Raw genomic sequence first — 25567 nt, forward strand, 5'->3', positions numbered from 1 at the left:
GCTCAAGGATGCTCGCCGCGCAGTCCCGACCCGACCCGACGCAAACGCCTGGCCTCGACGAGGCCCGGGCCCTCCTGTCCCGCGTCTGGGGCCACGCCGACTTCCGCGGCCTGCAGGGCGACGTGGTCCGCCAGATCCTGTCCGGCGGCGACGTGCTGGCCGTTCTGCCCACCGGCGGCGGCAAGAGCGTCTGCTACCAGATCCCCGCCATCCTGCGTCCCGGCCTGGGCCTGGTGGTCTCGCCCCTGATCGCCCTGATGACCGATCAGGTCGAGGCGCTGAAGCAGCAGGGCGTCGCCGCCGCGCGGCTCGATTCCGGCGTCTCGCTCGACGACCGCTCCGCCATCTGGCGGGCGGCGCGGGCCGGGGAGCTGGACCTGCTCTACGTCTCGCCCGAAGGCCTGGCGGCGGGCGCCATGCTGGACCGGCTGTCCGAGCTGCCCCTCAGCCTGATCGCCATCGACGAGGCCCACTGCGTCAGCCAGTGGGGCCATGACTTCCGGCCCGACTATCGCAACCTGGGCCTTCTGGCCGAGCGCTTCCCCGGCGTGCCCCGGATCGCCGTGACCGCCACCGCCGACGCCCGCACCCGCGAGGACATCCTGCGCTCGCTGCGGCTGGAGGACGCGCACGTCTTCGTCGACAGCTTCGCCCGCCCGAACCTTCAGCTGTCGGCCGAGCGCAAGGAAAATGCGTCGCGCGCCAAGACCGACGCCCGCGTCATCGAAATGGTGCGCGAACGGCGCGGCAAGTCCGGCGTCGTCTATTGCGGCAGCCGCGACGGCTGCGACCGCGTGGCCCAGGCGCTGCGCGACGCCGGGACCAACGCCATCGCCTATCACGCAGGCATGGACACGAAGGAGCGCGACCGCCGGCTGGAGCGGTTCCTGGCCGAGGACGGGGCGGTCATGGTCGCGACCATCGCCTTCGGCATGGGCGTGGACAAGGCCGATGTCCGCTTCGTCATCCACGCCGACCCGCCGGGCAGCCTTGAGGCCTACTGGCAGGAGATCGGCCGCGCTGGACGCGACGGCGAACCGGCTGAGGGGATCACCCTCTACGGCCCTTCCGACATCGCCTGGTCGCTGCGCCGGCTCGACGGCCGCCCCATGGCCGAGGAGGTCAAGCAGGTCCAGGTCCGCAAGGTGCGCCAGCTGTTCGCCATGCTGGACGGAGCGGTCTGCCGTCCCCAGGCGGTGCGCCGCTACTTCGGCGAACAGGACGCAGCGCCGTGCGGCGTCTGCGACGTCTGTTCCGACCCGCCCCAGCTCTATGACGCGACCGTGCCCGCCCAGAAGGCGCTGGCGGCGGTCCAGCGGCTGGGCGGCCGCTTCGGCCGGGGCCGGGTGATCGACCATCTGACCGGCCGCACCAAGGACGTGCAGCCGTGGGAGCAGCAGCTCTCCACCTGGGGCGTCGGCCGCGAGATCTCGCTGAACTCGTGGCGTGAGATCATCGACCACCTGCTGTTCGAGGGCCTGCTGGTCGAGGACGCCAACGACGGCAAGCCGCTGGTCGGCCTGGGCGATCCCGACGCCGTCCGCGCGGTCTACAAGGCCGAACGCCAGATCCAGGTCCGCCGCGCGCCGCTGCGGGCCGACGCGGCGCCGCGCCGACGCGACCGCTCCGGCGAAGGCCGCAACGCCGCGCTGGAGAACATGGACGCCGACGTCCGCGCCCGCTTCGAGGCCCTGCGCGCCTGGCGCCGCGACCGCGCCTCAGAACAGCACGTGCCGCCCTACGTCATCTTCCAGGACAAGACCCTGCTGGAGATCGCTCACGCCGAACCGGGCGACCTGGCCGGGCTCGGCGCCGTCGCCGGCGTCGGCCAGTCCAAGCTGGATCGCTATGGCAAGGCGGTGCTCGAAACGCTGGCGGCGCTCCAGGCCTAGGCCAGAAAGCGCCGGACGGCGTCCAGGAAGCGATCCGGCTGATCGATCATCACCTGGTGCTCGGCGCCCTCGATCCGCTCGAAGCGCGGCGGTTGTCGCAGGTTGCCGAAGCCGTGGCGGAACAGGCCCTCCAGCCGGTTTCGCGGGTTCCGGGGCTCCGGGCTCCAGCCGTAGACGACCGTCACCGGCGCCGCGACCTCGCGCAGACGCAGGCGCAGGTCGACCGTCAGCGCCTCGTACAGCCCCTGGGCCAGCACCCGGCGATCGCCGCCCTGCAGGCCCAGGCCGTCGAAGACCATGTCGCCCGCCAGGCCGAGATCCCCGCCCAGCGCCGACACCTGGGTCTGCAACGCCTTGTCGCCGAACAGCATCAGCGCCTGATAGCCCAGCCGCGCCAGCGGCTCGATCTGCTCGGAGGTGGCGCGGGAATCGACCAGGGCCGGGAAGAAGGGCGAGGAATCGACCACCATCACCCGGCCGACGCCGTCGCCCATGTCGGCGGCGACCCGCAAGGCGATCTGTCCGCCCAGCGAGTGGCCGATCAGGGCCGGGCGCGACAGGTTCTGCGCCTGGATATAGCGGCGGATCTCGTTCGCCGCCGGGCCGGACAGGCCGCCGTTGACGTTGGCGCCGATGTCCGTCTGGCCGAAGCCCCGCAGGGTGATCAGGTGCACCCGGTAACGGTCGTCCAGCCGGTCGGCCGTCGACCGCCACGCCGCGCCGGTCGACCCCAGGCCGGGAATGAAGACGATGTCGGGGCCGCGCCCGCGCGTCTCCACGATGATGCGTTCCGACCGGAACACGGACGTCTGGGCCGTGGCTTCCAGCGGCGCGGCGACGGCGACGAAAAACAGTAGGGAGAACAGGGCGCGGATCATGCTCGCGCCCCTAACGCCGGATCGGGGCGATTGGTTGACGGCCGCCCTCACCGCCGCTGACAGCGCGGGCAGTAGAAGGTCGATCGGCCGCCCTGGACGATCCGCCTGACCACGCCGTCGCAGCCCTCGCCCCGGCAGGCTTCGCCTTCGCGTCCATAGACGTCGAAGCGGTGCTGGAAATAGCCCTGTCCGCCCTCGGCGTTGGCGAAGTCGCGCAGGGTGGAGCCGCCCGCCGCGATGGCGTCGTTCAGGACCTCCCGCACCTCGGCCGCCAGCCGCTCCAGTCGGGGACGGGAGACGGCGCCGGCCGCCACCAGGGGCGAGATGCGGGCGCGGTACAGCGCCTCGCAGACATAGATGTTGCCCAGGCCGGCGACGATGCGCTGGTCCAGCAGCGAGACCTTGATGTTCTGCTTCTTTCCCGCGAAGACCTCGGCCAGATGCGCGCCGGAAAAGCCGTTGCCCAGCGGCTCAGGCCCCAGGCCCGCGAACCAGGGATGGGCCTCGATCTCCGTCGTCGGGATCAGGCCCATGAAGCCGAAGCGGCGGGCGTCGGCGAAGCCGATGCGGGTGCGGCCGTTCCTGTTGGCGCAGGCGCTGAAATGCTCGTGCTTGCCGGCGATGGGCGCGGCCTCCTCGAACTCGCCGAGCTGGCGGCCGTCCAGGGTGAAGCGGCCCGTCATGCCCAGATGCGTGACCCAGGTCTCGCCGGTCGACAGCGGCATCAGCAGATATTTGGCCCGGCGATCGATCCGTTCGACCGTCGCCCCCTCCAGCCGGTCCACGAACCGGTCGGGAAAGGGAAAACGCAGGTCGGGCCGGTTGATCCGCACGCCGCTCAGCCGCGCGCCCTTCAGCACCGGCGTCAGGCCGCGTCGGACGGTTTCGACCTCGGGAAGTTCAGGCATGGCCCTGTCGTAACTCGCCGATGCAGCGCGATCCAGCCGAGCCCTCTAGGCGCCTGCGACATTATGCGCTTACGGTCCCGGCGAATGTGGGGACTTTCCAATGACTGATGCAAACGCCGCGCCCGCCAAGGCCGCAGGCAAGCGGCTGGAGCTGACGCTTCGCGCCCTGGTGCTCGGCTGCCTGCTGGCCGTGGTGTTCACCGCCGCCAACACCTACCTGGGCCTGCTGGTCGGCCTGACCTTCGCCTCGGCCATTCCCGCGGCGGTCATCTCGATGGCGATCCTGCGGGCGTTCCGGACCTCGACCATCTGGGAGAACATGACCGTCCAGACCGTGGCATCGGTCGGCGGGGCCATGAGCTCGATCATTTTCGTGCTGCCGGGCCTGGTGATGATCGGCTGGTGGATGGAGTTCCCGTTCTGGCAGTCGGTCCTGATCTGCATCCTGGGCGGCGTGCTGGGGGTGACCTTCTCCATCCCGCTGCGCCGGGCGCTGGTGGTCAACGGCGGCCTGCCCTACCCCGAGGGCGTCGCCGCCGCCGAGGTGTTGAAGGTCGGCTCGCGCGGGGCCGAGCAGACCGAAAGCGCCGTGCGGGAGAACAAGTCCGGCCTGTGGGTCGTGGTCGCGGGGGCGCTGGCGTCGTCCGGCTATGCGCTGCTGGTCGCCGGGCGCGTGTTCGCCGGCGAGGCGGCCCGCTTCTTCAAGCTGCCGGCCGCGCTGGGCGGCGGAGCCACGGGCATGGGCTTCGGCATGCAGTTCGCCCTTTTGGGCGCCGGTCACCTGATCGGCCTGACCGTCGGCCTGGCCCAGCTGTTCGGCCTGATCCTGGCCTGGGCCATCGCCGTGCCGATCCTGACCAGTCCGGACACCGTCGCCTGGCTGACGGCGCACGGCGTCCCGTCGATCGCCTCGACCCTGCCCGCCGGCGTTTCGGCGGAGGAGCTGGCCGGAACGGTGTGGAGCCGCGAGGTGCGCTTCATGGGCGCCGGCGTCATCGGCGTCGCCGCCATCTGGACCCTGCTGAAGCTGGCCGGGCCGCTGGTCGGCGGCCTGACCTCGGCCCTGGCCGCCAACGCCCGCCGCAGCCATGGCGAGGCGCTGGAGCTGACCGAGCAGGACCTGCCGATCAAACTGGTCGGCGGTCTGTCCCTGGTCTGCCTGGTCGGCATCGCGGGCCTTCTGGCCTGGTTCGCCCAGAGCGCCCCGGCCCTGGCCGGCTCGACCGCCATGCTGGTGGCCGGCGGCCTGGTCTATGTGGTGCTGATCGGCTTCGCGGTGGCGGCCATCTGCGGCTACATGGCCGGTCTGATCGGGTCGTCGAACAGTCCCGTGTCCGGCGTCGGCATCCTGGCCATCGTCATCGCCTCGCTGCTGATGCTGGGGGTGATGGCGATCGCGGGCGTGCCGGCCGATCCGTCCATCATCGCCTTCGCCCTGATCGTGACGGCGGTGGTGTTCGCCGTGGCCGTCATCGCCAACGACAACCTTCAGGACCTGAAGACCGGCCAGCTGGTCGAGGCCACGCCGTGGCGCCAGCAGACCGCCCTGATCGTCGGCGTCGGCGCCGGCGCCCTGGTCATCCCCTTCATTCTGAACCTGCTGAACCAGGCCTTCGGGTTCGAGGGCGGGCCGCCCGCCATCGTCGAGGGGGCCCAGACGCTGGCGGCGCCGCAGGCCACGCTGATCTCGGCCCTGGCGCGCGGCGTCATCGGCGGCGACCTGCGTTGGGACCTGATCGGCCTGGGCGCGGTGATCGGCGCGGTGATCATCGTGCTGGACGTGGTGCTGGAGCGGGCGACCAAGGGGCGCGTGAAGCTGCCGCCGCTGGCCGTCGGCATCGGCTTCTACCTGCCCGCGGCCGTCACCACGATGCTGGTCATCGGCGCCGTCTGCGGCTGGCTTTACGAGAAGGCGGTGGAGTCCAAGACCTACGCCCCGGTGGCCCGGCGGATGGGCGTGCTGCTGGCCTCCGGCCTGATCGTCGGCGAGAGCCTGTTCGGTGTCTTCACCGCCGGCGTCATCGTCGCCACGCGGGACGATGCGCCCTTCGCCATGCTGCCTGATGGTTCGGCCTGGCCCGCCATGCTGGCGGGGATCATCGGCTTCGCCGTCCTCACCTTCGGCCTGTATCGCTGGACTCAAGGGCGGGCCGCGCGGGTCTGATCCGAAAAGGTTGATCGGGGGGCTTCGGCCCCCCATCTTCGTTTAAGACCGGGCGTCCCGCCGATCACGGGGGACGAGGACCGGTCTTCGGTCGCTTCGACGAGGACCAGAATGACGACGCGTACGATCCTGTTCGACAGCCCCTTCCTGCTGGGCTTCGACCATACCCGCGCCCTGATCGACCGGGCGGCCAAGGCGGCGGCCGAGAGCTATCCGCCCTACAATGTCGAGCAGACCAGCGAGGCGGGCGTCCGCATCACCCTGGCGGTCGCCGGCTTTTCTCCGGACGAGCTGAACGTGACGCTGGAAGGCCGCCAGCTGACCATCGCGGGCAAGCGGGACGAGGCGGCCAAGGGCGAGCAGGCCTTCCTGCACCGGGGCATAGCGGCGCGCGGCTTCGTGCGCAGCTTCGTGCTGGCCGACGGTCTGGAGGTGCAGGGCGCGCGACTGGAGCACGGGCTGCTGCACGTCGACCTGGTGCGACCCGAGGCGGAGCGCGCCGTCCGGCGCATCCCCATCACGGTCGGCTGATCCGGCGACCGATGAACCGCCCGGCGATCCGGGCATTGGTACTGTGTAAGGAGGCGGTCCTATGACGCCGATGACGATGAGCAAGGAAGATTTCGCGGGGCTGGGCGCCCCGGACCTGGTCTATGTGCGCCAGGTGAAGGCGTCCGATCTGCTGGCCGATGCGGCCGATACCCAGGGGCTGGAGATCGACGGCGACCAGACCCTCTATGCGGTGCACGGCGCCGATGGCGAGCGGCTGGCGGTCATGCTGGATCGCGATACGGCCTTCGCCGCCGCCGTGGCGCACGAACTGGCGCCGGTTTCCGTCCACTAAGGAGAAGAGCGGCGGCTCAGGCCGCCGTGGCGGGCGCGTCGTCGCGCACGAACAGGGCGCGGATGGCGTCCGCCGTGCGCGCCTGGCGCAGTTGTTCGCGCAGTTCCGGCGAACGCATGGCGCGCGACACGGCCGCCAGCGCGCGCAGATGCTCGGCGCCGTCGCTGGGCGGGGCGAACAGGGCGAACATCAGATCCACCGGGCGGTCGTCCACCGCCTCATAGGCCACTGGCGCATCCAGACGCACGAAGACGCCCGTCACCCGCTCCATGCCCGAAAGACGGGCGTGCGGCACGGCCACGCCCGAGCCCAGCCCGGTCGAGCCCAGCGCTTCGCGTTCCAGGAGGGCGTCGAACACCCGCCCCTCGTCCATGCCCAGCGCCTGGGCCGCCGCTTCGGCCACGACGTGCAGGGCCTGTCGCTTGGAAGAGGCCCCGCCGCGCAGCACTACGCCCTGGGGCGCGAGCAGATCACCGATGTCCATGAGTGTTCCGACTCTATTAGGCGACAGGCGGTGGTCGCGGGCGCCCGTTTAGAGACTCCCGCGACGAAGTCAAACTAGGCCGTACCGGCCTGGCCGTTGCTTCGGACCGTCCGCTCCGGATCGATCCAGCCGACATTGCCGTCTGGACGGCGGTAGACGACCGACAGTCCGCCATGGGCGGCGTTGCGGAACAGAACGACCGGATAGCCGGTCATGTCCAGCTCCAGCACCGCGCGGCCGACCGTGATGGTGCGGATTTCGTGCTCGGTCTCGGCGATGACCATGCCCACCGGCGGCGGGCCGTCGTTCTCGCCGGCCGAGCCGAAGGCGTCGTCGTCGACGCTGTCGGGGTCGCGCAGCACGATGCTGCGCGCGACCTCGCGGGCGGCGTCCTCGGTCTTTTCGGGCGACAGGCCCTTGGGACCGATGTGGTGGTCCTTGAGCCGGCGCTTGTAGCGGCGGACTCGGGTCTCCAGGCGCTCCAGCGCCTCGGTGAAGGCCGAATGGGCGTCGCCGCCGAAGCCGGTCGTCACCAGGGTCTGGCCCGAGGCGAGCCGGACCCAACAGTCCACCTTGAAGTTGTGGCCGTCCTTGGAGACCACGACCTCGGCGTCATCGCCGCCGCGGGCGAAGTACTTGCCGACTCCGTCTTCGAGTTCCTGGGAGATGCGCGAGCCTAACGCTTCGCCGACATCCACTTGCTTGCCGCTGACTTGGACTTGCATGCGGATAGAACGCTACCGACCGGATTTGGTGTCAATCCGGATCACCGATTTGTGGTGACGCTTGTCAGGCGATCCGCAACAGGCGGCGGCGCTCCACCGACGACGGAATTCTCAGCGCTTCTCGGTACTTGGCCACCGTTCGACGGGCGATGTCGATGCCCGTTTCCTTCAGAATTTCGACGATGCGATCATCGGACAAAACGTCGCCATCGGCGCCTTCGGCGTCGATCATCGTCTTGATCCGGTGACGGACGGCTTCGGCGGAGTGGGACGACGCCCCGTCGGTGGACTGGATGGCGGCGGTGAAGAAGAATTTGAGCTCGAACACGCCGCGCGGCGTGGACAGATACTTGTTCGAGGTGACGCGGCTGACCGTCGATTCGTGCATGCCGATGGCGTCGGCGACGGTCTTCAGGTTCAGCGGGCGCAGGAACTCCACGCCGAAGGCCAGGAAGGCGTCCTGCTGGCGCACGATCTCCGACGTCACCTTCAGGATGGTGCGGGCCCGCTGGTCCAGCGACTTGACCAGCCAGTTGGCCTGGGCGGCGCACTCGGCGACGTAGGACTTTTCGGTGTCGGAACGCGCGCCGGTCTGGACCACGGCGTGATAGCGCTTGTCCACCAGAAGCCGCGGCAGGGTGTCGGTGTTCAGCTCCACCTTCCAGCCCCCGGCGGGGTCGGGCCGGACGTGGACGTCGGGGATGACGGTCTGGGCCGGCTCGCCGCCGAAGCCGGCGCCGGGACGCGGCGTCAGACCCTTGAGCTCGGCGATCATCTCGACAAGGTCTTCGGCGTCGACGCCGCAGACCTGGCGAAGGGCCGACAGGTCGCGCCGCGCCAGCAGGTCCAGATTGTCCAGCAGCGCCGCCATCGCCGGATCGAAGCGGTTGCGCTCGATCAGCTGCAGCCTAAGGCACTCGGGCACCGAACGCGCCATGACGCCGGTCGGCTCGAACCCGTGGCACACCGCAAGGACGGCCTCGATGCGATCCAGCGACACGCCCAGCCGGTCGGCGAACTCCGCCAGTTCGCCCCGCAGGTAGCCGCCCTCGTCCGTCGCGTCGATCAGGGTCAGGGCGACGCCGTGGTCGGCGACGCTGAAGCCGGCCGACGACGCCTGGGCCTGCAGATGCTCCCACAGGGTGGGCTCGTGGGTGTCGGGCCGTTCGCCGTCGCCGTCGAACACCTGGCCGCCCTTGCCGGCGCTGGACCAGTCCGAAAGGCCCGGCTGGGCCTCGTCGGTCATGCGGTCGCTGGTGCGTTCGCCCGGCGCGGCGTCGCCATAGACGTCGTCGGATCCCGCGTCCATCGAGGCGACGGCCTCGTGGGCGACGCCCTCGCCGAAGGACATCTCGCCGTCGGGAGAGGCGGCTTCGAGGGTTTCGGGCCGGTCCGGACCGTCGCCTTCCGGCTCGTCGCGCTGCAGCAGCGGATTGCGCTCCAGCTCGGCCTCGACGTAGTCCTCGAGCTCGAGGTTCGACAGTTGCAGCAGCTTGATCGCCTGCTGCAGCTGGGGCGTGATGACCAGCCCCTGCCCCTGCCTGACCTCTAACCTTTGCCCGATCACGTGCGATTTTCCCGCCGGGCGACGAAGTGGCCCGGAACTTGCTGGGGCAGGATGTCGCCCAATCGGTTAACGCCGCGCAAACGCCGGGAGACGCCTCGCCCATCGTGGGATGGCGGCGACGCAAGGCCGATTAGGTCTTGATCTCGGGTCAGGCCCGAGGATGACACAGCAGGGCCGTCGGGCTCAGCCGTACATTTCGCCCAGATAAACGCGCCGGACCTCGGCGTCGTGGATGGCCTCGTCGGCCGTGCCCTCGAACAGCACCGCCCCGCCCGAGATGATCGAGACCCGGTCGGTGATCTCCAGCGTCTCGCGAACATTGTGGTCGGTGATCAGCACGCCGATGCCCTGGCCGGCCAGATAGCGGATGACCGAGCGGATGTCGGCGATGGCCAGCGGGTCGATGCCGGCGAAAGGTTCGTCCAGCAGCATGAAGGACGGCCGACCGGCCAGCGCGCGGGCGATCTCGACGCGACGACGCTCGCCGCCCGACAGGCCGGTGGCGGGGGCGTGGCGCAGGTGGTCGATGTGCAGCTCGGCCAGCAGACGATCGGTCTCGGCCTCGATCTGGGCCTTGGGGTAGTTCAGCTCGACCACCGCGCGGATGTTCTGCTCCACCGTCATGCCGCGGAAGATCGAGGCTTCCTGCGCCAGATAGCCCAGGCCCATGCGCGCGCGCTGGTACATCGGCTGGGCCGTGATGTCCTCGCCGTCCAGCCAGATCGAGCCGGAGTCCGGCGGGATCAGGCCGGTGATCATGTAGAAGCAGGTGGTCTTGCCCGCGCCGTTGGGGCCCAGCAGGCCGGCGACCTCGCCGCGCTGGACGGTCAGGGAGACGTCGCGCACGACCTGCCGCTGCCCGAACGCGCGGGCGATGCTTTGCACGCGCAGCCCCTTGTCCCCCGCCGAGGGGGCGGGAGCGGTGTCCGCGACCGGTTCGTCGCGGTTCAGGGCTGAGAGTTCCTTGCGCGCCAAGATCCGTCTTCCGGGCCGGGGCCCTCAGTTGCCGTTGGGATAGAAGACGCCCTGGATCCGGTTGCCGGCGGCCCCGCGCGGGGCGCCCGCCATGGTCGCGGCGTCGGTGTTGACGTTGTAGGTCAGCCGGCCGCCCGTCAGGACGTTCTGGCCTTGGGTCAGGACCACGTCGCCCGTGACCACCACCTCGCCCGCGTCGATCGAATAGACGGCGCGGTCACCGCGCATCGACTGGGTCGGGGTCACGAAATAGACCGTGCCGGTCGCCTCGACCCGGTCCGGATCGCCCGAGGCGTCGCGATACAGGGTGATGGCGTCGGCGCGCAGGCGGTTGTCGCCCTGGGTCACCTCGGCCCGACCGCGCAGGGCGATGGTCTGGGCGGTCTGTTCGCCCGAATCGGCCCCGAAGGCGATCGGCTGGTTGGAGGCGCGGCTGCTCTGGGCGTCGCCCACGGTCGGCAGGACCAGAACGGTCAGGGCGGTCGCCGCCGCCAGCATCTTCATCTTCATCGCCGTCATCCGCCTGATCCGGAGGGATTTATCGTCCCCCTTATCTTGTTGTCGCCCTGGCCTTCGAAAACCACCCGCTGGCCCTGATCATAGATCGCATAGGACGAAGCGTTGATGGTTCCAATAGGGCCGGCGCCCTGAACGCCTCTTGAACCGGTGATGACGCCGGTGCGGGTGTCGAGCACGGCTTCGGGCGTCGTCAGGACGAAACCGGAGCCGCCGTCGGAGATGCGCACGTTCGGGCCGATGGTCACGGTGCGCGCGGCCTCGTTGTAGGTTCCCCCGTCGGCCGTCATCTCGGTGACCTTGCGGCCGCCCAGGTTCAGCTTCAGCGCCGGACCGATCAGACGGAACTGACCCGTGGCGCCGTCGCGCACCGCGCCCTGGGCGCCGATGACGAAAGCGCGCCCCTGCGCGTCCTGGCCGTGGAACATCGGATTGTCGAGGCGCACTTCCTGGCCCTGGGTGGCGCGGCGCTCCACCCCTGACATCACGGTGCGGAACACGGTCCAGGTCAGGGCCCCGCCCGCCAGCACCAGCATGATGATCGGCAGCACGCGGCGATACAGCCGCACCCGGCGCGAGTGGGCGCGCCAGCGCCGGCCCTCCTGGGCGACGCGGGCTTCGTCGGCCCGGGTGGCGGCTGTGTCGCGCGGCTCCGTCACCGGCGGCCTAGCTATGGGCGAAGATGTCGATCTCGTCCCACCCGGCGAGATCGAGCGCCGAGCGGGTCGGCAGGAAGTCGAAGCAGCGGGCGGCCAGTTCGGTCCGACCCTCGCGCGCCAGCATTTGGTCGAGCCGAGCCTTGACGGCGTGCAGATGCAGGACGTCGGACGCGGCGTACTCCAGCTGGGCCGGGCTCAGTTCGGCCGCGCCCCAGTCGGACGACTGCTGGGCCTTGGACAGGTCGACGCCCGCCAGTTCACGCACCACGTCCTTCAACCCGTGGCGGTCGGTGTAGGTGCGGGCCAGCTTCGAGGCGATCTTGGTGCAATAGACCGGCCGCGTCTCGACGCCGAGGTGCAGCTGGAACATGCCGATGTCGAACCGGCCGAAGTGGAAGATCTTGAGCACCTTCGGATCCGCCAGCAGGCGCTTCAGGTTCGGGCAGTCGTAGGCCGGGCGGTTCAGGCGCACGACGTGGGCGTTGCCGTCGCCGGACGACAGCTGGACGACGCAAAGCGGGTCGCGGCCGAAGCGCAGGCCCATGGTCTCGGAATCCACGGCGACCTCGGGCCCCAGATCCAGGTCGTCGGGCAGGTCGCCCTGGTGCAGATAGACAGTCATGGGCAGGTTCTTACACGGCGGGACGGCGGGACGAAACGGCCTCAAGCAGGAAGGCGCCGCGCGCCTTTGGAGAGGCCGAAACAAAGACGGCGCCGCATCCGAGGATGCGGCGCCGTCCGAAAGATGGTGCCCAGAAGAGGACTCGAACCTCCACGGCCGTTAAGCCACTGGCACCTGAAGCCAGCGCGTCTACCAATTCCGCCATCTGGGCCCCGTCGGCCCCGCCTTGCGGCGTGTCCATCGGGAAGGCGCGGACCTCTAAGGCAGGGGATCGACGGGGTCAACAGACCTTCTTCGGAAATTTTCGCTTTCCGTGACAGCGGCCAAGGTCCGCCGTGGCTAAGGCGCGTTAGGACTGTTCGCTAACGCCGTCTTGAAGGGCGCGGCGCCAGGATGCGGCGATGGCGGATTCCCTGATCCCGACCTCGGCGAACGAACGCCGCGCCCGCGCCCGCCCGGCCTTTCGCCAGGCGCGGCGTGAAGACGAGCGCGTGCGCCTGCTGGGCCAGCCGGTCGACCTGGTCCGCCCCGAGGAAGTGATGCTTCATCTGGCGCGCCATATCCGCGACGGACGCCGCACGGTCGTGGCCAACCACAATCTGCACAGCCTGTATCTGGTGCGCAAAAGCCCGGAGATGCAGGCCTTCTACGCCGCCGCGGACCTGATCCAGGTCGATTCGCGGCCGCTGCTGGCGTTCGCGCGGCGGCTGGGACTTAGGGGCCGGGCCTTCCACCGCTGCACCTATCTGGACTGGCGCGGCCACTTCTGGAGCCTGGCCGACCGCGAGGGCTGGCGGGTGATGGCCGTGGGCGGCGCGCCGGGGGTGGGCGAAACGGCCGCGCGGCGGCTGGGCGAGCGCTACCCCGAGGCGAACATCCGCACCCGCCACGGCTTCTTCGACATCAGCCCGGGGTCGGCCGAAAATGCGGCGGTGCTGGCCGAAGTGGCCGCCTTTCGCCCCCATGTGCTGTTCGTGGGCATGGGCATGCCCCGCCAGGAGGCCTGGATCGTGGCCAACCTGGATCGCCTGCCCGCCTGCGCCATCCTGTCGGTGGGCGCCGCCTTCGACTACGAAGCCGGGGTTCAGACGGCGGCGCCGCGCTGGACCGGGCGGCTGGGCCTGGAATGGGCCTATCGGCTGGCGCGCGATCCAGGGCGGCTGTTCGTGCGCTATTGCGTCGAGCCCTGGAGCCTGCTCCCGGCCGCGCTCGAGGACATCCGGGCGGCGCGTCGCCGCCGACACGCCGCACCGACCACGCCGGTCCGCCCGGGCCGCTAGCGCCGGTCGGCGACCGACGCCGCGCGCGCCCCGGCGAACTCCGCGTCGGCGTTCCATTCGGGCCAGGCCTGCGAATCCGCCAGATCGCGACCGACGGCGTAGATCAGGGCGACATCGGCGGCGGCCGCGTCCATGCGCCAGGTCTCGTCCCATTCGTCGGACGGCTGGTGATAGCGGTTCTCGACATAGTCGCGGCTGGCGGCGCTGGCGCCGGTGAAGCCGGCGGCGGGAAACAGGGCGGGCACGCCCTCGATCGCCAGCGGGAAGTGGTCCGAACGGTAGAAGGCGCCGGCCTGGGGCGCCGGATCGGCGATCAGGGTGCGGCCGACGGCGCTGGCGTGACGCTCCAGCACGGCGTCCAGCTGGTTCTTGCCCTTGCCAATGACCACCACGTTCGGATCGATCTCGGTCCCCGGCAGCAGGCTGTCGACATTGATGTTGGCGACGGTCTTCTCCAGCGGCCAGACCGGATTGGCGGCGTAATAGGTCGAGCCCAGCAGGCCCGCCTCCTCGCCCGACCAGGCCGCGAACACGACCGAGCGCTGCGGTCGCGGGCCCGCCGCGAAGGCGTGGGCCAGCTCCAGCAGGCCGGCGACCCCGGTCGCATTGTCCACGGCGGCGTTGTAGATCTTGTCGCCCGAGGCGTCGGGCGTGCCGACGCCGTAGCCGTCCCAGTGGGCGCCGTACATGACCGTCTCGTCCGGGCGCGCGGCGCCGGGGATGCGGGCGATGACGTTGCGGGTCTCGACCCGGTCGGCGACCTGGCCGAAGTCGACGCTCATCGTCGCGCCGGGCAGTTCGACGGGGCGGAAGTCGGCGCGACGGGCGCTGTCCTTCAGGGTGGCGAAGTCCAGGCCGGCGGCGGCGAACAGCTCTTCCGCCTTGGCCCGCTGAATCCAGCCCTGAAAGGGCGCGCGTTCCGCGTCGGGATTGGCGCGGACGATGTCGAACTTGGGCGCGGCCGACGAGTTCTGCAGCACCGACCAGCCGTAGCCCGCCCCGGCCGTCTCATGGACCACCAGCACGCCCGCGGCGCCCCGCCGGCCCGCCTCCTGGAACTTGTAGGTCCAGCGGCCGTAGAAGGTCATGGCCTGGCCGTCGAACTTGCCGGCGACCGGATCGCCCTGGGCGGCCTCGAAGTCGGGGTCGTTGACCAGGACGACGATGACCTTGCCGCGCACGTCCACGTCCTTGAAGTCGTCCCACTGACGCTCGGGCGCGGTCGCGCCGTAGCCGACGAAGACGACCGGGGCGTCGGTCACTGTGATGCGGTCCGTCGGTCGATCGCTGGACACCAGCACGTCCGGACCGCGTTCGAAGGTCAGGGTCCGGCCACCGACCCGCGCGGCGACGGTCGCGGGGCCGTTCTGGCGGGTGCGCGACAGCTGGGCGGTCTGGAAGAAGGAGCCGTCCGGCCCGCCGCCCTCGGCGCCCGCGGCGCGGAACTGCTCGGCCAGCCATTCGACGGTCTTCTCCTCGCCGGCGGAGACCGGGCCGCGGCCTTCGAACGCGTCGGAGGCCAGGACGCGCACCGCCTGGTTCATGCGGTCCGCATCGATGGCGGATCGCCCGTCATCCTGGGCCAGGGCCGGGCCGGCGGCCAGAATCATTGCGATGAGGGAGACGGCGGGCAGGGTCGGACGCATGGGAACTCCGGGCTTGGGACCAGGCCTCAACCCTGGACCGGCCGGCCCGCGCTGTCGAGCCAGGCGCGCACGCCCTCTGCCGCCACCACGCCCGAGGCGAAGCCGGCCTGCAGCAGATAGCCGCCGGTCGGCGCCTCCCAGTCCAGCATCTCGCCGGCGACGAAGACCCCGGGCAGGGCCTTGAGCATCAGCCGGTCGTCGACCGCGTCCAGGGCCACCCCGCCGGCCGAGGAAATGGCGCGCTCCAGCCCCTGGACCCCGGTCGCCGTCAACGACAGCGCCTTGATGCGGGCGGCCAGGGCGTCCGGCGTGTCCGGCAGGGGCCCCGCCTCGCGCAGCACGCCGACGGCGGCCGGATCGAGGCCGGCGCCCTTGCGCAGGCGGTTCGCCAGGCTGAGCCGCGCGGGCTGGGCCGACAGCCGGGTGGCCAGGCGATCCAGCGGCATGTCGGGCTTCAGATCCAGAATCAGCGTTGCGGCCCCGTCGCGGGCGACGGCGTCGCGGATTCCGGCCGACAGGGCGTAGACGGCGCCGCCCTCCAGTCCGTAGGCGGCGATCATCGCCTCGCCCCGCACGCTCGCTCCGCCGTGGCTGAGCGCGATTCCCTTCAGCGGCGCGCCGGCGAACCGGTCGCGCAGGACCGGCGACCAGGCCAGGGTCGCCCCCACATTGGCGGGCCGGAAGGGGATGACGGAGACGCCTGCCGCCTGCAGCCACGGCGTCCAGGCCGCGTCCGAGCCGAGGCGAGGCCAGCTGGCGCCGCCGAGCGCCAGCACCACCGCATCGGGTCGTTCCAGCCGTTCCCCGTCGGGCGTGTCGAACGCCAGGGCCCCGTCCCGCCACCCCGTCCAGGCGGACCGGGTGCGGACGTTGACGCCCAGCTGGCCCAGCCGCACCAGCCAGGCGCGCAACAGGGGCGAGGCCTTCAAGGCGCGGGGGAAGACGCGGCCGCTGGTGCCGACGAAGGTCGGCTGGCCCAGCCCCTCGACCCAGGCGATCAGGTCGGCGGCGGAAAAGGCGTCCAACCAGGCCGCGATCGTGTCGCGGCGCGCCCCGTAGCGGTCCAGAAAGGCCGGCTGCGGTTCGGAATGGGTCAGGTTCAAACCGCCGCGCCCGGCCATCAGGAACTTGCGCGCAACGGACGGCATCCGCTCATGCACGACGACCCTGCACCCGGCCGCCGCCAGACGCTCGGCCGCCATCAGGCCTGCGGGGCCGGCGCCGACGATGGAGATGGTTGGACGATCCTGCCGCATCGTTCCGCTTTGCCCGTTCACGGCGCCGCTGGCCATAGGCGGCGCCGTTGCTATGTTCCGTGTCATGAGCGTCGCATTCACTCGCGAAGAAGACCTGGAAGCCACGGCCGCCGATCTGGTCGATCGCCCGATCTCGCCCCACGCCAATCTCGTCACCGCCGAAGGTCTGGCGCTGATCGAGGCCGAGCTGGCGGCGGCGCGCGCGGCCTATTCCGCCGCCCAGGCGCAGGGCTCCATCGAAACCGACCGCACGGCCATGGCGCGGGCCACGCGTGATCTGCGCTACTGGTCGTCGCGACGGGCCTCGGCGCAACGGGTCGAGCCGGGCGCCGACGACGGCGTGGTCCGCTTCGGCGGGACGGTTACGATCGAGCGTGAGGACGGCCGCACCCAGACCTGGCGGATCGTCGGCGAAGACCAGTCCGATCCCGCCCAGGGACGCGTCAGCTATGTCTCGCCCCTGGCCCAGGCCCTGCTGGGCAAGCGCGTGGACGAGGAAGCGGTCGTCGCCGGTCAGACGGTGGCGATCACCGCCGTCTCGGCGTGAAGCCCGGCCCCGCGCTCGCTCAGCGCGGGCGCGCCTCGATCAGCACCTCGGTGCGCCGCCGCATCGGCGCATTGGCTCCGTCGGCCGTCGTCGCCCCCGACGCGCCGGCGGCCTGAACCTCGAACACGGGGGCGGGCAAGCGTTGCGCCTCCAGCGCTGCGGTGACGCTGCGGGCCCGTCGCTCGGAAAGATCAAGATTGGCGGACGGCGCGCCCTGCGCATCGGCCAGTCCCAGGACGCGCACCCGGTCGATGGCGCAGCCGGCGACCTGGCTCGCGCCAAGCCGCACGGCCTCTTCGGCCACCGGCGTCAGGCCGGCCTGATCGGTGGCGAAATAGATGTCGAAGCGGATGGGCGCGCAGTCCGTCCGCTGAACCAGCGCATCGCGGCCGGGGCGGGTCATGCATCCGGCCGTCGCCAGCACGGCGAGCGCCAGGCCTCCTGCAATCAATCTCATACGCCCTCCCACGCCCCACGGCGGTCATGAAAAGGGCGGCTCGCCGGTTCGACGAGCCGCCCAAACATCAGTCTCTCGACGCCCTCAGGCGCCGGGAAGCGGATCAGTAGCGGCGCTGACCGTTGTCCCAGTAGCACTCGTCCTGACGATTGTCGTAGCAGTAGTAGTACCGCCCTTGGCTGTCGCGGTAGCGCTGCTGGTTGTTGCGGTCCTGGCTCGAACCACGGATCGCGCCGGCCGCGCCGCCGAGCGCGCCGCCGATCAGGGCGCCGGTCGCCGCATTGCCGCCGCCGACATTGTTGCCGACGATGGCGCCGGCCACGGCGCCGAGGCCCGCGCCGATCGCGCCTTGACGGACGGCCTGGTTCGAACCGCCGTTGTAGCCGTACGGGTCGCTGGCGCAGGCCGAGGCCAGAAGACCGGCCCCCGCGATCGCGATAATCGCCTTGTTCATTTTGTCTCTCCTCGGAATCTGTTTCATTCGCCCTGCTGAGCCAAACGTGGCTTAGGCTTCGCGGTTCCCAGCCAACATGGCGTAAGGGCGGATATATGGCGAAGCTTGTCGCAGAGGCGGAACGGCGAGGACGGCGAGGCGTTGGGCGGGCATGACCGATACTGTTGAGCCTGATGCCGAAGCGGGGCCAGCGCCCAAGGGCGCGCTGACGCCGCACACGCCGCTGCGGCGAGCGGTGATGCTGGTCAATCCCCTGTCCGGCAGCGTGGGGTCGCGCGCGGTCGGCGAGGCCGAAGGGATCTTGGCCGACTATGATCTGGACGCCGAGGTGGTCGTGCTGGACGGCGAAGGCTTCGAGGCGGCCATCGACCAGGCCTTCGCCTCCAAGCCGGACGTCATCTTCGTCCTGGCTGGCGACGGCACCGCGAGATCCGTGGCGTCCCGCGCGAAACCGGACGGCGCGATGATCGCCCCCCTGCCGGGCGGGACGATGAACATGCTGCCCAAGGCGCTGTACGGAACGGCGGACTGGAAGCAGGCGCTGCGGCGCGCGCTGGAAGAGGGCGAGCCGCAATACGTTTCCGGCGGCGAGGTGCAGGGCGAATACTTCTACTGCGCCGCCATCCTGGGCTCGCCCGCCCTGTGGGCGCCGGCGCGCGAGGCGATGCGGACGGGCAAGCTGAGACTCGCGTGGCAGTATGGGCGTCGGGCCCTGAAGCGCGCCTTCACCGGTCGGCTGCGCTTCAGCCTGGACGGCGGGGACCGGCGTCGGGCCGAGGCGCTGGTGCTCATCAGCCCGATGATCTCCAAGGCCATGGAGGAGCCGGTCGGACTGGAAGCCGCGGCGATGGACCCGTCGGACGCCAGCCAGGCCTTCCGCCTGGCGGCCAACGCCCTGTTCAGCGACTGGCGCCATGACCCGGCGGTGTCGACCCGGCCCGCCAAGCGCATCGAGGTGCGGGCGCGCTCGAGAATTCCCGCCGTAATCGACGGCGAGCCCCTGCTGCTGAAGCCGGACGCGGTGGTCCGCTTCGCGCCCAAGGCCTTTCGCGCCCTGACGCCCCGGCCCCCGGCGGCCGAGGACAGCGTCTGATGGGGCGCATTCTCCAGTTCTCCGACATCCACTTCGGCTGTGAGCACAAGCGGGCCTGCGCTGCGGCGCTGGACTATGCGCACGCCACGCCCAACGACCTGGTGCTGATCACCGGCGACATCACCCAGAAGGGCTATCCGGACGAGTTCGCGGCGGCCCGCGACTGGATGCGGGCCATGCCTGAGCCGCGCTTCGTCATCGTGGGCAACCACGACGTTCCCTATTGGGACGCAATCGCCCGGGTCTTCCACCCCTGGCGGGCGTTCGAGACCGCGACGGGCTTTCCGGCGCACGACGGCCAGTTCTGCAACGACACGGTGATGGTGCGGGGCGTGGTCACGGCTCGCGGCTTCCAGGCCCGCCCCAACTGGTCCAAGGGCGTCATCGACCTGGACCAGACCCGGCGCGCGGCCGAGGCCCTGCGTCAGGCGCCGATCGGCGCGCTGAGGGTTCTGGCCTGCCACCACCCGCTGATCGAGATGATCGGCACGCCGATGACGGGCGACGTCAAGCGCGGCGACGAGGCGGCCTTGATCTTCGCCGAGGCCGGGGTCGACCTGATCATGACCGGCCACGTCCACGTGCCCTTCGCCATGCCCATCCCGCTGGCGGACAAATGTTCCTACGCCGTCGGATGCGGGACGCTGTCGCATCGCGAGCGGGGGTCGCCTCCGGGGTTCAACCAGATCGACTGGGACGCCAAGACGATCACGGTGACGGCGCTGGCCTGGGACGGCGAGCGCTACAGCTCGCATCAAATCTGGCGTCTGCCGCGTCGTCAGGACACCCGCAAAGCGGCCACCGCGCCGGATCCTCAGCACCCTGGCCAACGCGAGAAGGCGGTGGTCTGACCGACGGGCGCGTAAAGGCGGGACAGAAGATCGCGCGCAAGTGAAAAGGGCCGGAACACGGGTTCCGGCCCTTCTCTCGATCTCACAGAGCGAGCGCTATATGCGCGTCCCGCGTCCACGAAGTCCGCCAGCCACCAGGGCGATGACGAACAGGATAATGGCGACAACGGCGATGAACTTGGCGATTTCGAACGAGAAGTTCGCAATGCCACCGAAGCCGAGCACGGCCGCGACCAAGGCCACGACCAGGAAAATAATGGCCCAACGAAGCATGGCCCGGTCCTCCTGAAGTTGTTGTTGCGACAAAGTCGGGAAACTTCCCTTCCGTCGAAAGAACAACGCTGCGATGTCCGGGCCGTTCCCTGAACGGCGAAGGTTAAGTTCTAGCGCCGACGCCGGCGATAGCCGCGCTCATCCAGCTTGCGCTCCGTCACCATGCTGGCGACGACTGCAGCCAGAGCGGGGTTGCGAAGCAGGAGGAACAACGCCCCCAGACCGCCGACGGCGCCCACGATGGGGCGCTCGCGCACGATATGGAACACCTTGCCCAGCAGACCTTCGTGCTCGTGTTCGTCCTCTTCGTCGTCATGGCCGTCGCCCTTGAGGAAGATCAGCGCTGTCACCAGCGCCGTCATGGCGAACAGACCGAACGTCACCGCGGCGGCGCCCAGCGGGGCCATGACCAGGCTGAGCGCGTAAAAGACGGCCAGGCCGAAAAAGACGACAGCCAGGAAGACGCTGCCGACGACGACGCTGGTCGCCACCAGACGTTTGACGATGCCCTTGAACATCAGCGGCGGCGGCCGGCGAGCAGCATGCCGAGCACGAGGCCCACGCCGAGCGCGACGGCGGTCGACTGCAGCGGACGCTCCTGCACCCGCTCCACGACGTAGCGCTGGGCCTCGTCCAGACGCTCGGCGGCGTCGTCGTAATATTCACGGCCGCGCACCCGGGCCTGCTCATAATAGCCGCGAGCCTGTTCGCGGAACTCGTCGCTCTTGGCGCGCAGGCGGCCTTCCGCCTCGGCCGCCTTTTCGCGCAGGCGCTGCGTTTCCTCGCGCGCGCCGGCCTTCAGATCCTCCTTGAGGGTCTTCAGGTCGTTCTTGATGTCTTCTCGTGCCTTGGTCGTGGCCATGATGCGCGCTCCGTTCACAAGCTTTGCATTAGAATAGGGGTCCCCGATAGCCAACGCTACGGCGTGGTCAAGGTTCCCGCGCCGCAACATGCTCCCGGGCTCGCCAGCGACGAAGCCTCAATCTACAAAGCGCGCATGACCCAATGGCTGTTCCCGCCCCGTCCAACCCCGTCCCTGCCCATCGTCGGCGACGACCGTCGTCTGCCGGTGCGGCGCATCCTGTGCGTCGGCCAGAACTATGCGGCGCACGCCCGCGAAATGGGGTCCGATCCGGACAAGCAGACGCCCTTCTTCTTCTCCAAGCCGGCCGACGCGCTGGTGTCGGACGGGGCGAACCCGGCCTATCCGTCGGCGACGGCGAACCTGCACTATGAGGCCGAGCTAGTCGCCGCCATCGGCGAGGGCGGCAGGATCGTCGGCTGGGCGGTCGGCTGCGACCTGACCCGGCGGGACCTGCAGGCCGAGGCCAAGAAGGCGGGACGGCCGTGGGACGCGGCCAAGGGTTTCGACCAGTCGGCGCCCTGCGGCGCGGTGACGCTGGGCGCCCTGCCCGACCCGGCCGGCGCCATCACCCTGACGGTCAATGGCGAGACGCGCCAGTCGAGCCGGCTGGACGACATGATCCTGAACCCCGACCGCATCGTCGAGGAAGCCGGTCGGCTGTGGAGGCTGGAGGCCGGCGACCTGATCTTCACCGGCACCCCCTCGGGCGTCGGCCCGGTGGTGAAGGGCGACCGGATCGTCGTCACCATCGCGGGCCTGGAGACGCTGGCCTTCGAGGTGGCGTGATGGTCCTGCACGGCTATTGGCGGTCCGGCGCCAGCTACAGGGTTCGGATCGCCCTGAACCTGAAGGGCGTGGCCTACGACCAGGCGCCGCACGATCTGCGCCAGGGCGCGCAGAAGGCCGCCGACTACCTGGCGCTGAACCCGCAGGGAATGGTGCCGGCGCTGGCGGTCGACGGGCGGGTGCTGATCCAGAGCCCGGCCGTGCTGGAGTGGCTGGAGGAGACCTATCGGGATCCGCCTCTTCTGCCGGGCGACCCGGCCGACCGGGCCACGGTCCGAGGGATGGCGGCCCTGATCGGCTGTGACATTCATCCGCTGAACAATCTGCGTGTCTTGGGATCGCTGAGGCGCGATTTCGGGGCGGACCAGGCCACGGTGGACGCCTGGGCGGCCCGCTGGATCGTTCCGGGCTTCGACGCCCTGGAGAGCCTGGTGCTTCGACACGGCGCGGGATGGAGCTTCGGCGACGCGCCGTCGCTGGCGGACTGCTATCTGATCCCGCAACTGTATTCCGCGCGGCGGTTCAATATCGACACCGCCGCCTGGCCCGGCCTGCTGCAGGTGGAGACGCGGGCGCTGGCCCATCCGGCCTTTATCGACGCCCATCCGGACCGGCAGCCCGACGCCGATTGAGCCGTCCACCGATTTTCCGCAATCACCGGTGGATAAGTAAGATTTGGGCAAGGTCTCGCTCAGCGTCCCTTAAACATTGCGAGTCATTGTCCCGGGGTGACGCCATCCCCCGCCACACCTTCGGCGCCCTCGCCCGTCAATCGCCTGGCCCTGGCCGTGGTGACCGAGCCCGAGCGCGCGCCCGGCGCCTTCATGGCCGCGCCCTCGGGCGCGCGCGAGGAGGCGATGCGCTTCCTGTTGCAGACCGGCGCGGACGCGGGCGTCAAACTTGTCGCGACCAAGCCCGAAGGCGACGCCGAGCGGCTGCTGGGCCAGGCCTGGCCCTTCCCCTCGCCCTTCCAGGTCACGGTGCGGACCGTGCCCCTGGCCGACGGGCTGGACCGTGTCGAAGCGCGCGCGCGCCGATCCCTGGAGCGGATGGGCCTGCCGCGCGGCGAGGCGCTCCTGGTGTCGAACGCCGCCGAACTGGCCGGCGCCGAGGGGCGCGCCCTGTGGGATCGGCTGCAGGCGCTGAAGCAGCGCGGCCTGTTCCGCCGCATCGGCTTTTGCGCCACCATCGAGGACGGGCCCGCCCTGCTGGCGCGACGGCTGGAGCCCGACGTGGTCCAGATCGGCTGCAGCCTGCTGGACCAGCGCGCGGCGCAGGACGGGGTGCTGGACGAACTGGCCGGCATGGGCGTCGACGTCCACCTGTCGTCGGTGTTCGCCAACGGCCTGCTGTTCGCCGGCGGCGACGACCTGCCCCCCGAGATGGCCGGCCACGCCCAGGGTCTGTCGCGCACGCGGCGTCGCCTGGCCGAGATGCGCTGCGATCCCATGCAGGCCGCCCTGGGCTACGCCCTGTCGCTGAACAGCGTGGCCATGGTGGTGACCAGCGTCGCTTCGGCGGCCGAGCTGCGCGCCATCCTGGCGGCGGCCCATGCGCCCTGCCCCCGGCTGGACTGGACCGCGCTGGCGCTCGACGCGCCGGCGGCCTTCGCCGCCGACGCGCGCGCCCGGATCAGTAGCGCAGCCTGATTCCGACGTAGCCGGAACGCCCCGGCTCTCCGTAGCCGAACGCCTGCTGATAGTGCTCGTCCGCCAGATTCTCGATCCGCGCCGTCAGGGTGACCTTGTCCGTCAGCGCATAGGCCGCGTTCAGATTGGCCGTGACGAAGCCCTCGCGCGCCACGGTGGAGAATCCGCCGGAATCGTCCTGATCGCCTTCCGCCCGCACCGTCAGGGCGCCCGACAGCCGATCGCCTGTCCAGCCCAGGGTCGCCGATCCGGCATGTTCGGGCACGCGCAGCAGGCGCAGGCCCGTCGTGCGGTCCTCGGCGTCGGTCCACGCATAGGCCAGCGTCAGGTCGAACCCGGCGCCCAGCAGGGCGTGGCCCTCCAGCTCGAACCCGTCCGACCGGGTCTTGGCGACATTGATGTATTGGCCAGCCGTATAGGTGATCTGGTCTTCCACGTTCAGGCGATAGAGCGTCGCCCGACCGTCGAACCGCCCGTCGGACGAGGCCCAGCCCAGGGCCGCCTCGACGCTGTCCGCCGTCTCCGGCCTCAGCTCGGCCCACGGCAGGGGCGCATAGCAGTAGTCGCAGACCGCCTGGCTGACGGTCGGCGCCTTGAACCCCGTGCCGTAGGCGCCCGACAGGATGAAGCCGCCCGCCAGCTCATAGGCCGCCGAGATGCGGCCCGTCGTTTCCGAGCCGAAGTCGTCGGTGTCGTCGTATCGCAGGCCGCCCGTCAGATTCAGCGCCCCGACCTCATACTGGGCCACGCCGAACACCGAGGTGATGGCCAGGTCGCGCGACAGGCCCGACGACAGCGCGGCCGAGGCCTCGTTGCGTTCGACGCCGAAGGCGTAGTTCACGTCCCGGGTTTTGCCGTCCGCCTGCCAGCGATAGGCCTGGCGGTCGCCGGTGAAGGTCGAACCGAAACCGTCGCTGTAGGAGGTGCGATCGATGTCGGAGGCCGAGACGCTGAACTGATGGTCCAGGCCCAGGGCGACGGCGCTCAGCCGGGCGAAACCGGACCACTGCTCGCTGTCCTGGGTGTCGTCCATGTCGGCCAGGGCGTAGTCGGGCGCCGGGAAGCCGTCCAGGTCGGCATGGCTCTCGTTCCAGCGCACCGCGCCGTCGACCTTCACCGTGTCGGAGAAGGCGTAGCGGCCCTTGGCGCCCAGGGTCGTGCTGCGGAAGCCGTCGGCTTCGGGATTGCCGTCGGCCTCGTCGGCGGCGGAGACGCCGTCAGTCTGGAAACGCGAAACATAGGCGCTGACAGCGTAGGCCTCATTGGCCACGCCCGCCGACAGACGGCCGCGCACGGTGTCGAAACTGCCGGCCTCGGCCTCGGCGCGAACGCCGTCGATCTCGCGGGTGGTGAAGGAGATCACGCCGCCGATGGCGTCCGAGCCCCACAGCGACGACTGCGGCCCGCTGAGCACCTCGATCCGCGCGATGTCGGCCAGTTCAAAGCTTGAGAAGTCATAGGCGCCGTTCGGCTCCGCCGCGTCGTTGACCGGCGCGCCGTCGACCAGGACCAGGGTCTTGCCGGGCGTGGCTCCGCGCATGCGGACCTGGGCCACGCCGCCGAACGCGCCGGTGCGCGTCACCGACAGACCGGGCACGTCCGCCAGGATGTCGGCGGCGAAGATCGCGCCGCGCTGTTCGATGGTCCCGCCGTCGATGACGCGGGCGCCGGGCGTATCGGCGACGATGGCCGGGATGCGCGTCGCGGTGACGACGACTTCGTCCAGTTGCGTGGTTTCGTCGGCCGCAAGGGCGGGCGTGGCGAACACGGACGCCAGGGCGCCGGTGGAAAGCAGAATGGAACGCTTCATTGAGCGAAATCCCCGTGTGCGGTCTCGCGAATGCGCGCGAGAGACCGATCAAAGCGAGCCGACCCGCCAGACCGGGTGGGTCTGGACGGCGCAAGGTCGGGTCGCTTCCACGGAGAAACCGCGCCACTGTCTGGTCCCGGACAGGAGCGAGCGACGTCGGCGGCCAGGTCTCCTGGCTTGCGGGTCAAAAACCGCCGTCCTCGCCTTCCCAGTTTCCCAGTGGCGCCGAGGTCGAAACCCCGGACGGACGACGCTCTCGCCGCCTACAGTTGCGGGCACAGCCACGGTGTCTCACCGTGTTCCCTTAACCGCCTGGCGCGGCCTATCGCAGGGGCGACAAGCCTGTGCAAGGGCTGTTCAACGGGC

General features: G+C 70.3%; 28 protein-coding genes, 1 tRNA gene and 1 riboswitch. Of the genes, 11 read left to right on the forward strand and 18 right to left on the reverse strand.

Going from position 1 to position 25567, the window contains the following annotated elements; genetic code table 11:
* Positions 1-8 precede the first annotated feature (8 nt).
* A complete protein-coding gene (gene recQ / locus ACE3PU_RS03715) occupies positions 9-1892 on the forward strand; it encodes a DNA helicase RecQ (protein ID WP_374386773.1) in 1884 nt (627 codons plus the stop codon).
* Here the strand turns inward: recQ and ACE3PU_RS03720 are convergent.
* Both ACE3PU_RS03720 and mutM read right to left on the reverse strand, forming a co-directional pair.
* Positions 1889-2770, reverse strand: coding sequence for an alpha/beta fold hydrolase (locus ACE3PU_RS03720; RefSeq protein ID WP_374386775.1), 882 nt, complete (start codon positions 2768-2770; stop codon positions 1889-1891). The genes recQ and ACE3PU_RS03720 overlap by 4 nt on opposite strands.
* Before the next feature lie 47 nt (positions 2771-2817).
* The gene (mutM, locus tag ACE3PU_RS03725) at positions 2818-3678 is read right to left on the reverse strand and encodes a bifunctional DNA-formamidopyrimidine glycosylase/DNA-(apurinic or apyrimidinic site) lyase (RefSeq protein WP_374386777.1); all 861 of its coding nucleotides are present in this window, start codon (positions 3676-3678) and stop codon (positions 2818-2820) included.
* A 100-nt stretch (positions 3679-3778) separates the two neighbouring features.
* Between mutM and ACE3PU_RS03730 the strand changes: the two genes are divergently transcribed.
* The 3 genes from ACE3PU_RS03730 to ACE3PU_RS03740 all read left to right on the forward strand — a co-directional run bounded on the left by ACE3PU_RS03730 (position 3779) and on the right by ACE3PU_RS03740 (position 6686).
* A complete protein-coding gene (locus ACE3PU_RS03730) occupies positions 3779-5842 on the forward strand; it encodes an OPT family oligopeptide transporter (protein ID WP_374386779.1) in 2064 nt (687 codons plus the stop codon).
* Between the two features lie 111 nt (positions 5843-5953).
* Positions 5954-6373 carry an Hsp20 family protein gene (locus tag ACE3PU_RS03735; RefSeq protein WP_374386781.1) on the forward strand — a complete coding sequence of 140 codons (420 nt, stop codon included), beginning with the start codon at positions 5954-5956 and terminating at the stop codon, positions 6371-6373.
* A gap of 61 nt (positions 6374-6434) precedes the next feature.
* Positions 6435-6686: a DUF1150 family protein gene (locus ACE3PU_RS03740; RefSeq protein WP_374386783.1), complete on the forward strand. Its 252-nt coding sequence runs from the start codon at positions 6435-6437 to the stop codon at positions 6684-6686.
* A gap of 16 nt (positions 6687-6702) precedes the next feature.
* On the opposite strand, the gene ptsN is transcribed toward ACE3PU_RS03740, so the two are convergent.
* The 8 genes from ptsN to ACE3PU_RS03780 form a co-directional block, all read right to left on the reverse strand.
* Positions 6703-7170, reverse strand: coding sequence for a PTS IIA-like nitrogen regulatory protein PtsN (gene ptsN, locus ACE3PU_RS03745; protein WP_374386785.1), 468 nt, complete (start codon positions 7168-7170; stop codon positions 6703-6705).
* Between the two features lie 74 nt (positions 7171-7244).
* Positions 7245-7895 (reverse strand): ribosome hibernation-promoting factor, HPF/YfiA family, encoded by a 651-nt coding sequence (hpf, locus tag ACE3PU_RS03750; protein ID WP_374386787.1) that lies wholly within the window; start codon positions 7893-7895, stop codon positions 7245-7247.
* A 64-nt stretch (positions 7896-7959) separates the two neighbouring features.
* Positions 7960-9462: an RNA polymerase factor sigma-54 gene (gene rpoN, locus ACE3PU_RS03755; RefSeq protein WP_374386789.1), complete on the reverse strand. Its 1503-nt coding sequence runs from the start codon at positions 9460-9462 to the stop codon at positions 7960-7962.
* 183 nt (positions 9463-9645) lie between these two features.
* On the reverse strand, positions 9646-10437 hold the full coding sequence (gene lptB / locus ACE3PU_RS03760; protein WP_374386791.1) for an LPS export ABC transporter ATP-binding protein: 792 nt from the start codon (positions 10435-10437) through the stop codon (positions 9646-9648).
* A gap of 24 nt (positions 10438-10461) precedes the next feature.
* Entirely contained in the window at positions 10462-10956 is a 495-nt protein-coding gene (locus ACE3PU_RS03765; RefSeq protein ID WP_374386793.1) for an LptA/OstA family protein, read from the reverse strand.
* A complete protein-coding gene (lptC, locus tag ACE3PU_RS03770) occupies positions 10953-11612 on the reverse strand; it encodes an LPS export ABC transporter periplasmic protein LptC (RefSeq protein ID WP_374386795.1) in 660 nt (219 codons plus the stop codon). The genes ACE3PU_RS03765 and lptC overlap by 4 nt, the downstream gene beginning before the upstream one ends.
* A 7-nt stretch (positions 11613-11619) precedes the next feature.
* The gene (locus ACE3PU_RS03775) at positions 11620-12234 is read right to left on the reverse strand and encodes a ribonuclease D (RefSeq protein ID WP_374386797.1); all 615 of its coding nucleotides are present in this window, start codon (positions 12232-12234) and stop codon (positions 11620-11622) included.
* 124 nt (positions 12235-12358) lie between these two features.
* Positions 12359-12445: transfer RNA gene (locus ACE3PU_RS03780), tRNA-Leu, on the reverse strand.
* Positions 12446-12635: 190 nt separating this feature from the next.
* Here ACE3PU_RS03780 and ACE3PU_RS03785 point away from each other — a divergent pair.
* Positions 12636-13514 carry a WecB/TagA/CpsF family glycosyltransferase gene (locus ACE3PU_RS03785; protein WP_374386799.1) on the forward strand — a complete coding sequence of 293 codons (879 nt, stop codon included), beginning with the start codon at positions 12636-12638 and terminating at the stop codon, positions 13512-13514.
* Here ACE3PU_RS03785 and ACE3PU_RS03790 read toward each other — a convergent pair.
* Positions 13511-15160: a M28 family metallopeptidase gene (locus tag ACE3PU_RS03790; protein WP_374386801.1), complete on the reverse strand. Its 1650-nt coding sequence runs from the start codon at positions 15158-15160 to the stop codon at positions 13511-13513. The genes ACE3PU_RS03785 and ACE3PU_RS03790 overlap by 4 nt on opposite strands.
* A gap of 26 nt (positions 15161-15186) precedes the next feature.
* Complete coding sequence (locus ACE3PU_RS03795) at positions 15187-16416, reverse strand: NAD(P)/FAD-dependent oxidoreductase (protein ID WP_374386803.1); 1230 nt, start codon at positions 16414-16416, stop codon at positions 15187-15189.
* Positions 16417-16480: 64 nt separating this feature from the next.
* Between ACE3PU_RS03795 and greA the strand changes: the two genes are divergently transcribed.
* Positions 16481-16963: a transcription elongation factor GreA gene (gene greA / locus ACE3PU_RS03800; RefSeq protein WP_374386805.1), complete on the forward strand. Its 483-nt coding sequence runs from the start codon at positions 16481-16483 to the stop codon at positions 16961-16963.
* 19 nt (positions 16964-16982) lie between these two features.
* Here greA and ACE3PU_RS03805 read toward each other — a convergent pair whose 3' ends face one another.
* Positions 16983-17420: an OmpA family protein gene (locus ACE3PU_RS03805; RefSeq protein WP_374386807.1), complete on the reverse strand. Its 438-nt coding sequence runs from the start codon at positions 17418-17420 to the stop codon at positions 16983-16985.
* A 103-nt stretch (positions 17421-17523) separates the two neighbouring features.
* The gene (locus tag ACE3PU_RS03810) at positions 17524-17874 is read right to left on the reverse strand and encodes a glycine zipper domain-containing protein (RefSeq protein ID WP_374386810.1); all 351 of its coding nucleotides are present in this window, start codon (positions 17872-17874) and stop codon (positions 17524-17526) included.
* 151 nt (positions 17875-18025) lie between these two features.
* On the opposite strand from ACE3PU_RS03810, the gene ACE3PU_RS03815 reads away from it, so the two are divergent.
* Together ACE3PU_RS03815 and ACE3PU_RS03820 are read left to right on the forward strand one after the other, a co-directional pair.
* On the forward strand, positions 18026-18967 hold the full coding sequence (locus ACE3PU_RS03815) for a diacylglycerol kinase family protein (RefSeq protein ID WP_374386812.1): 942 nt from the start codon (positions 18026-18028) through the stop codon (positions 18965-18967).
* Positions 18967-19818 carry a metallophosphoesterase gene (locus ACE3PU_RS03820; RefSeq protein WP_374386814.1) on the forward strand — a complete coding sequence of 284 codons (852 nt, stop codon included), beginning with the start codon at positions 18967-18969 and terminating at the stop codon, positions 19816-19818. Before ACE3PU_RS03815 ends, ACE3PU_RS03820 begins: the two co-directional genes overlap by 1 nt.
* 96 nt (positions 19819-19914) lie before the next feature.
* Here the strand turns inward: ACE3PU_RS03820 and ACE3PU_RS03825 are convergent, their stop codons facing one another.
* The 3 genes from ACE3PU_RS03825 to ACE3PU_RS03835 form a co-directional block, all read right to left on the reverse strand.
* Complete coding sequence (locus tag ACE3PU_RS03825) at positions 19915-20091, reverse strand: DUF1328 domain-containing protein (RefSeq protein ID WP_374386816.1); 177 nt, start codon at positions 20089-20091, stop codon at positions 19915-19917.
* 110 nt (positions 20092-20201) lie between these two features.
* Positions 20202-20609: a hypothetical protein gene (locus tag ACE3PU_RS03830; RefSeq protein WP_374386818.1), complete on the reverse strand. Its 408-nt coding sequence runs from the start codon at positions 20607-20609 to the stop codon at positions 20202-20204.
* Positions 20609-20953: a YqjD family protein gene (locus ACE3PU_RS03835; RefSeq protein WP_374386820.1), complete on the reverse strand. Its 345-nt coding sequence runs from the start codon at positions 20951-20953 to the stop codon at positions 20609-20611. The genes ACE3PU_RS03830 and ACE3PU_RS03835 overlap by 1 nt, the downstream gene beginning before the upstream one ends.
* A 135-nt stretch (positions 20954-21088) precedes the next feature.
* Between ACE3PU_RS03835 and ACE3PU_RS03840 the strand changes: the two genes are divergently transcribed.
* The 3 genes from ACE3PU_RS03840 to ACE3PU_RS03850 all read left to right on the forward strand — a co-directional run bounded on the left by ACE3PU_RS03840 (position 21089) and on the right by ACE3PU_RS03850 (position 23391).
* Complete coding sequence (locus tag ACE3PU_RS03840; protein ID WP_374386823.1) at positions 21089-21742, forward strand: fumarylacetoacetate hydrolase family protein; 654 nt, start codon at positions 21089-21091, stop codon at positions 21740-21742.
* Entirely contained in the window at positions 21742-22374 is a 633-nt protein-coding gene (gene maiA, locus ACE3PU_RS03845; RefSeq protein ID WP_374386825.1) for a maleylacetoacetate isomerase, read from the forward strand. Before ACE3PU_RS03840 ends, maiA begins: the two co-directional genes overlap by 1 nt.
* A gap of 96 nt (positions 22375-22470) precedes the next feature.
* Entirely contained in the window at positions 22471-23391 is a 921-nt protein-coding gene (locus ACE3PU_RS03850; RefSeq protein WP_374386827.1) for an aldo/keto reductase, read from the forward strand.
* Here the strand turns inward: ACE3PU_RS03850 and ACE3PU_RS03855 are convergent.
* Complete coding sequence (locus ACE3PU_RS03855) at positions 23375-25201, reverse strand: TonB-dependent receptor plug domain-containing protein (protein ID WP_374386829.1); 1827 nt, start codon at positions 25199-25201, stop codon at positions 23375-23377. The two genes, ACE3PU_RS03850 and ACE3PU_RS03855, sit on opposite strands and share 17 nt — an antisense overlap.
* Before the next feature lie 144 nt (positions 25202-25345).
* Positions 25346-25554: riboswitch (cobalamin riboswitch) on the reverse strand.
* Positions 25555-25567 lie beyond the last annotated feature (13 nt).

The organism is Brevundimonas sp., assembly GCF_041911375.1.
GTDB lineage: Bacteria > Pseudomonadota > Alphaproteobacteria > Caulobacterales > Caulobacteraceae > Brevundimonas.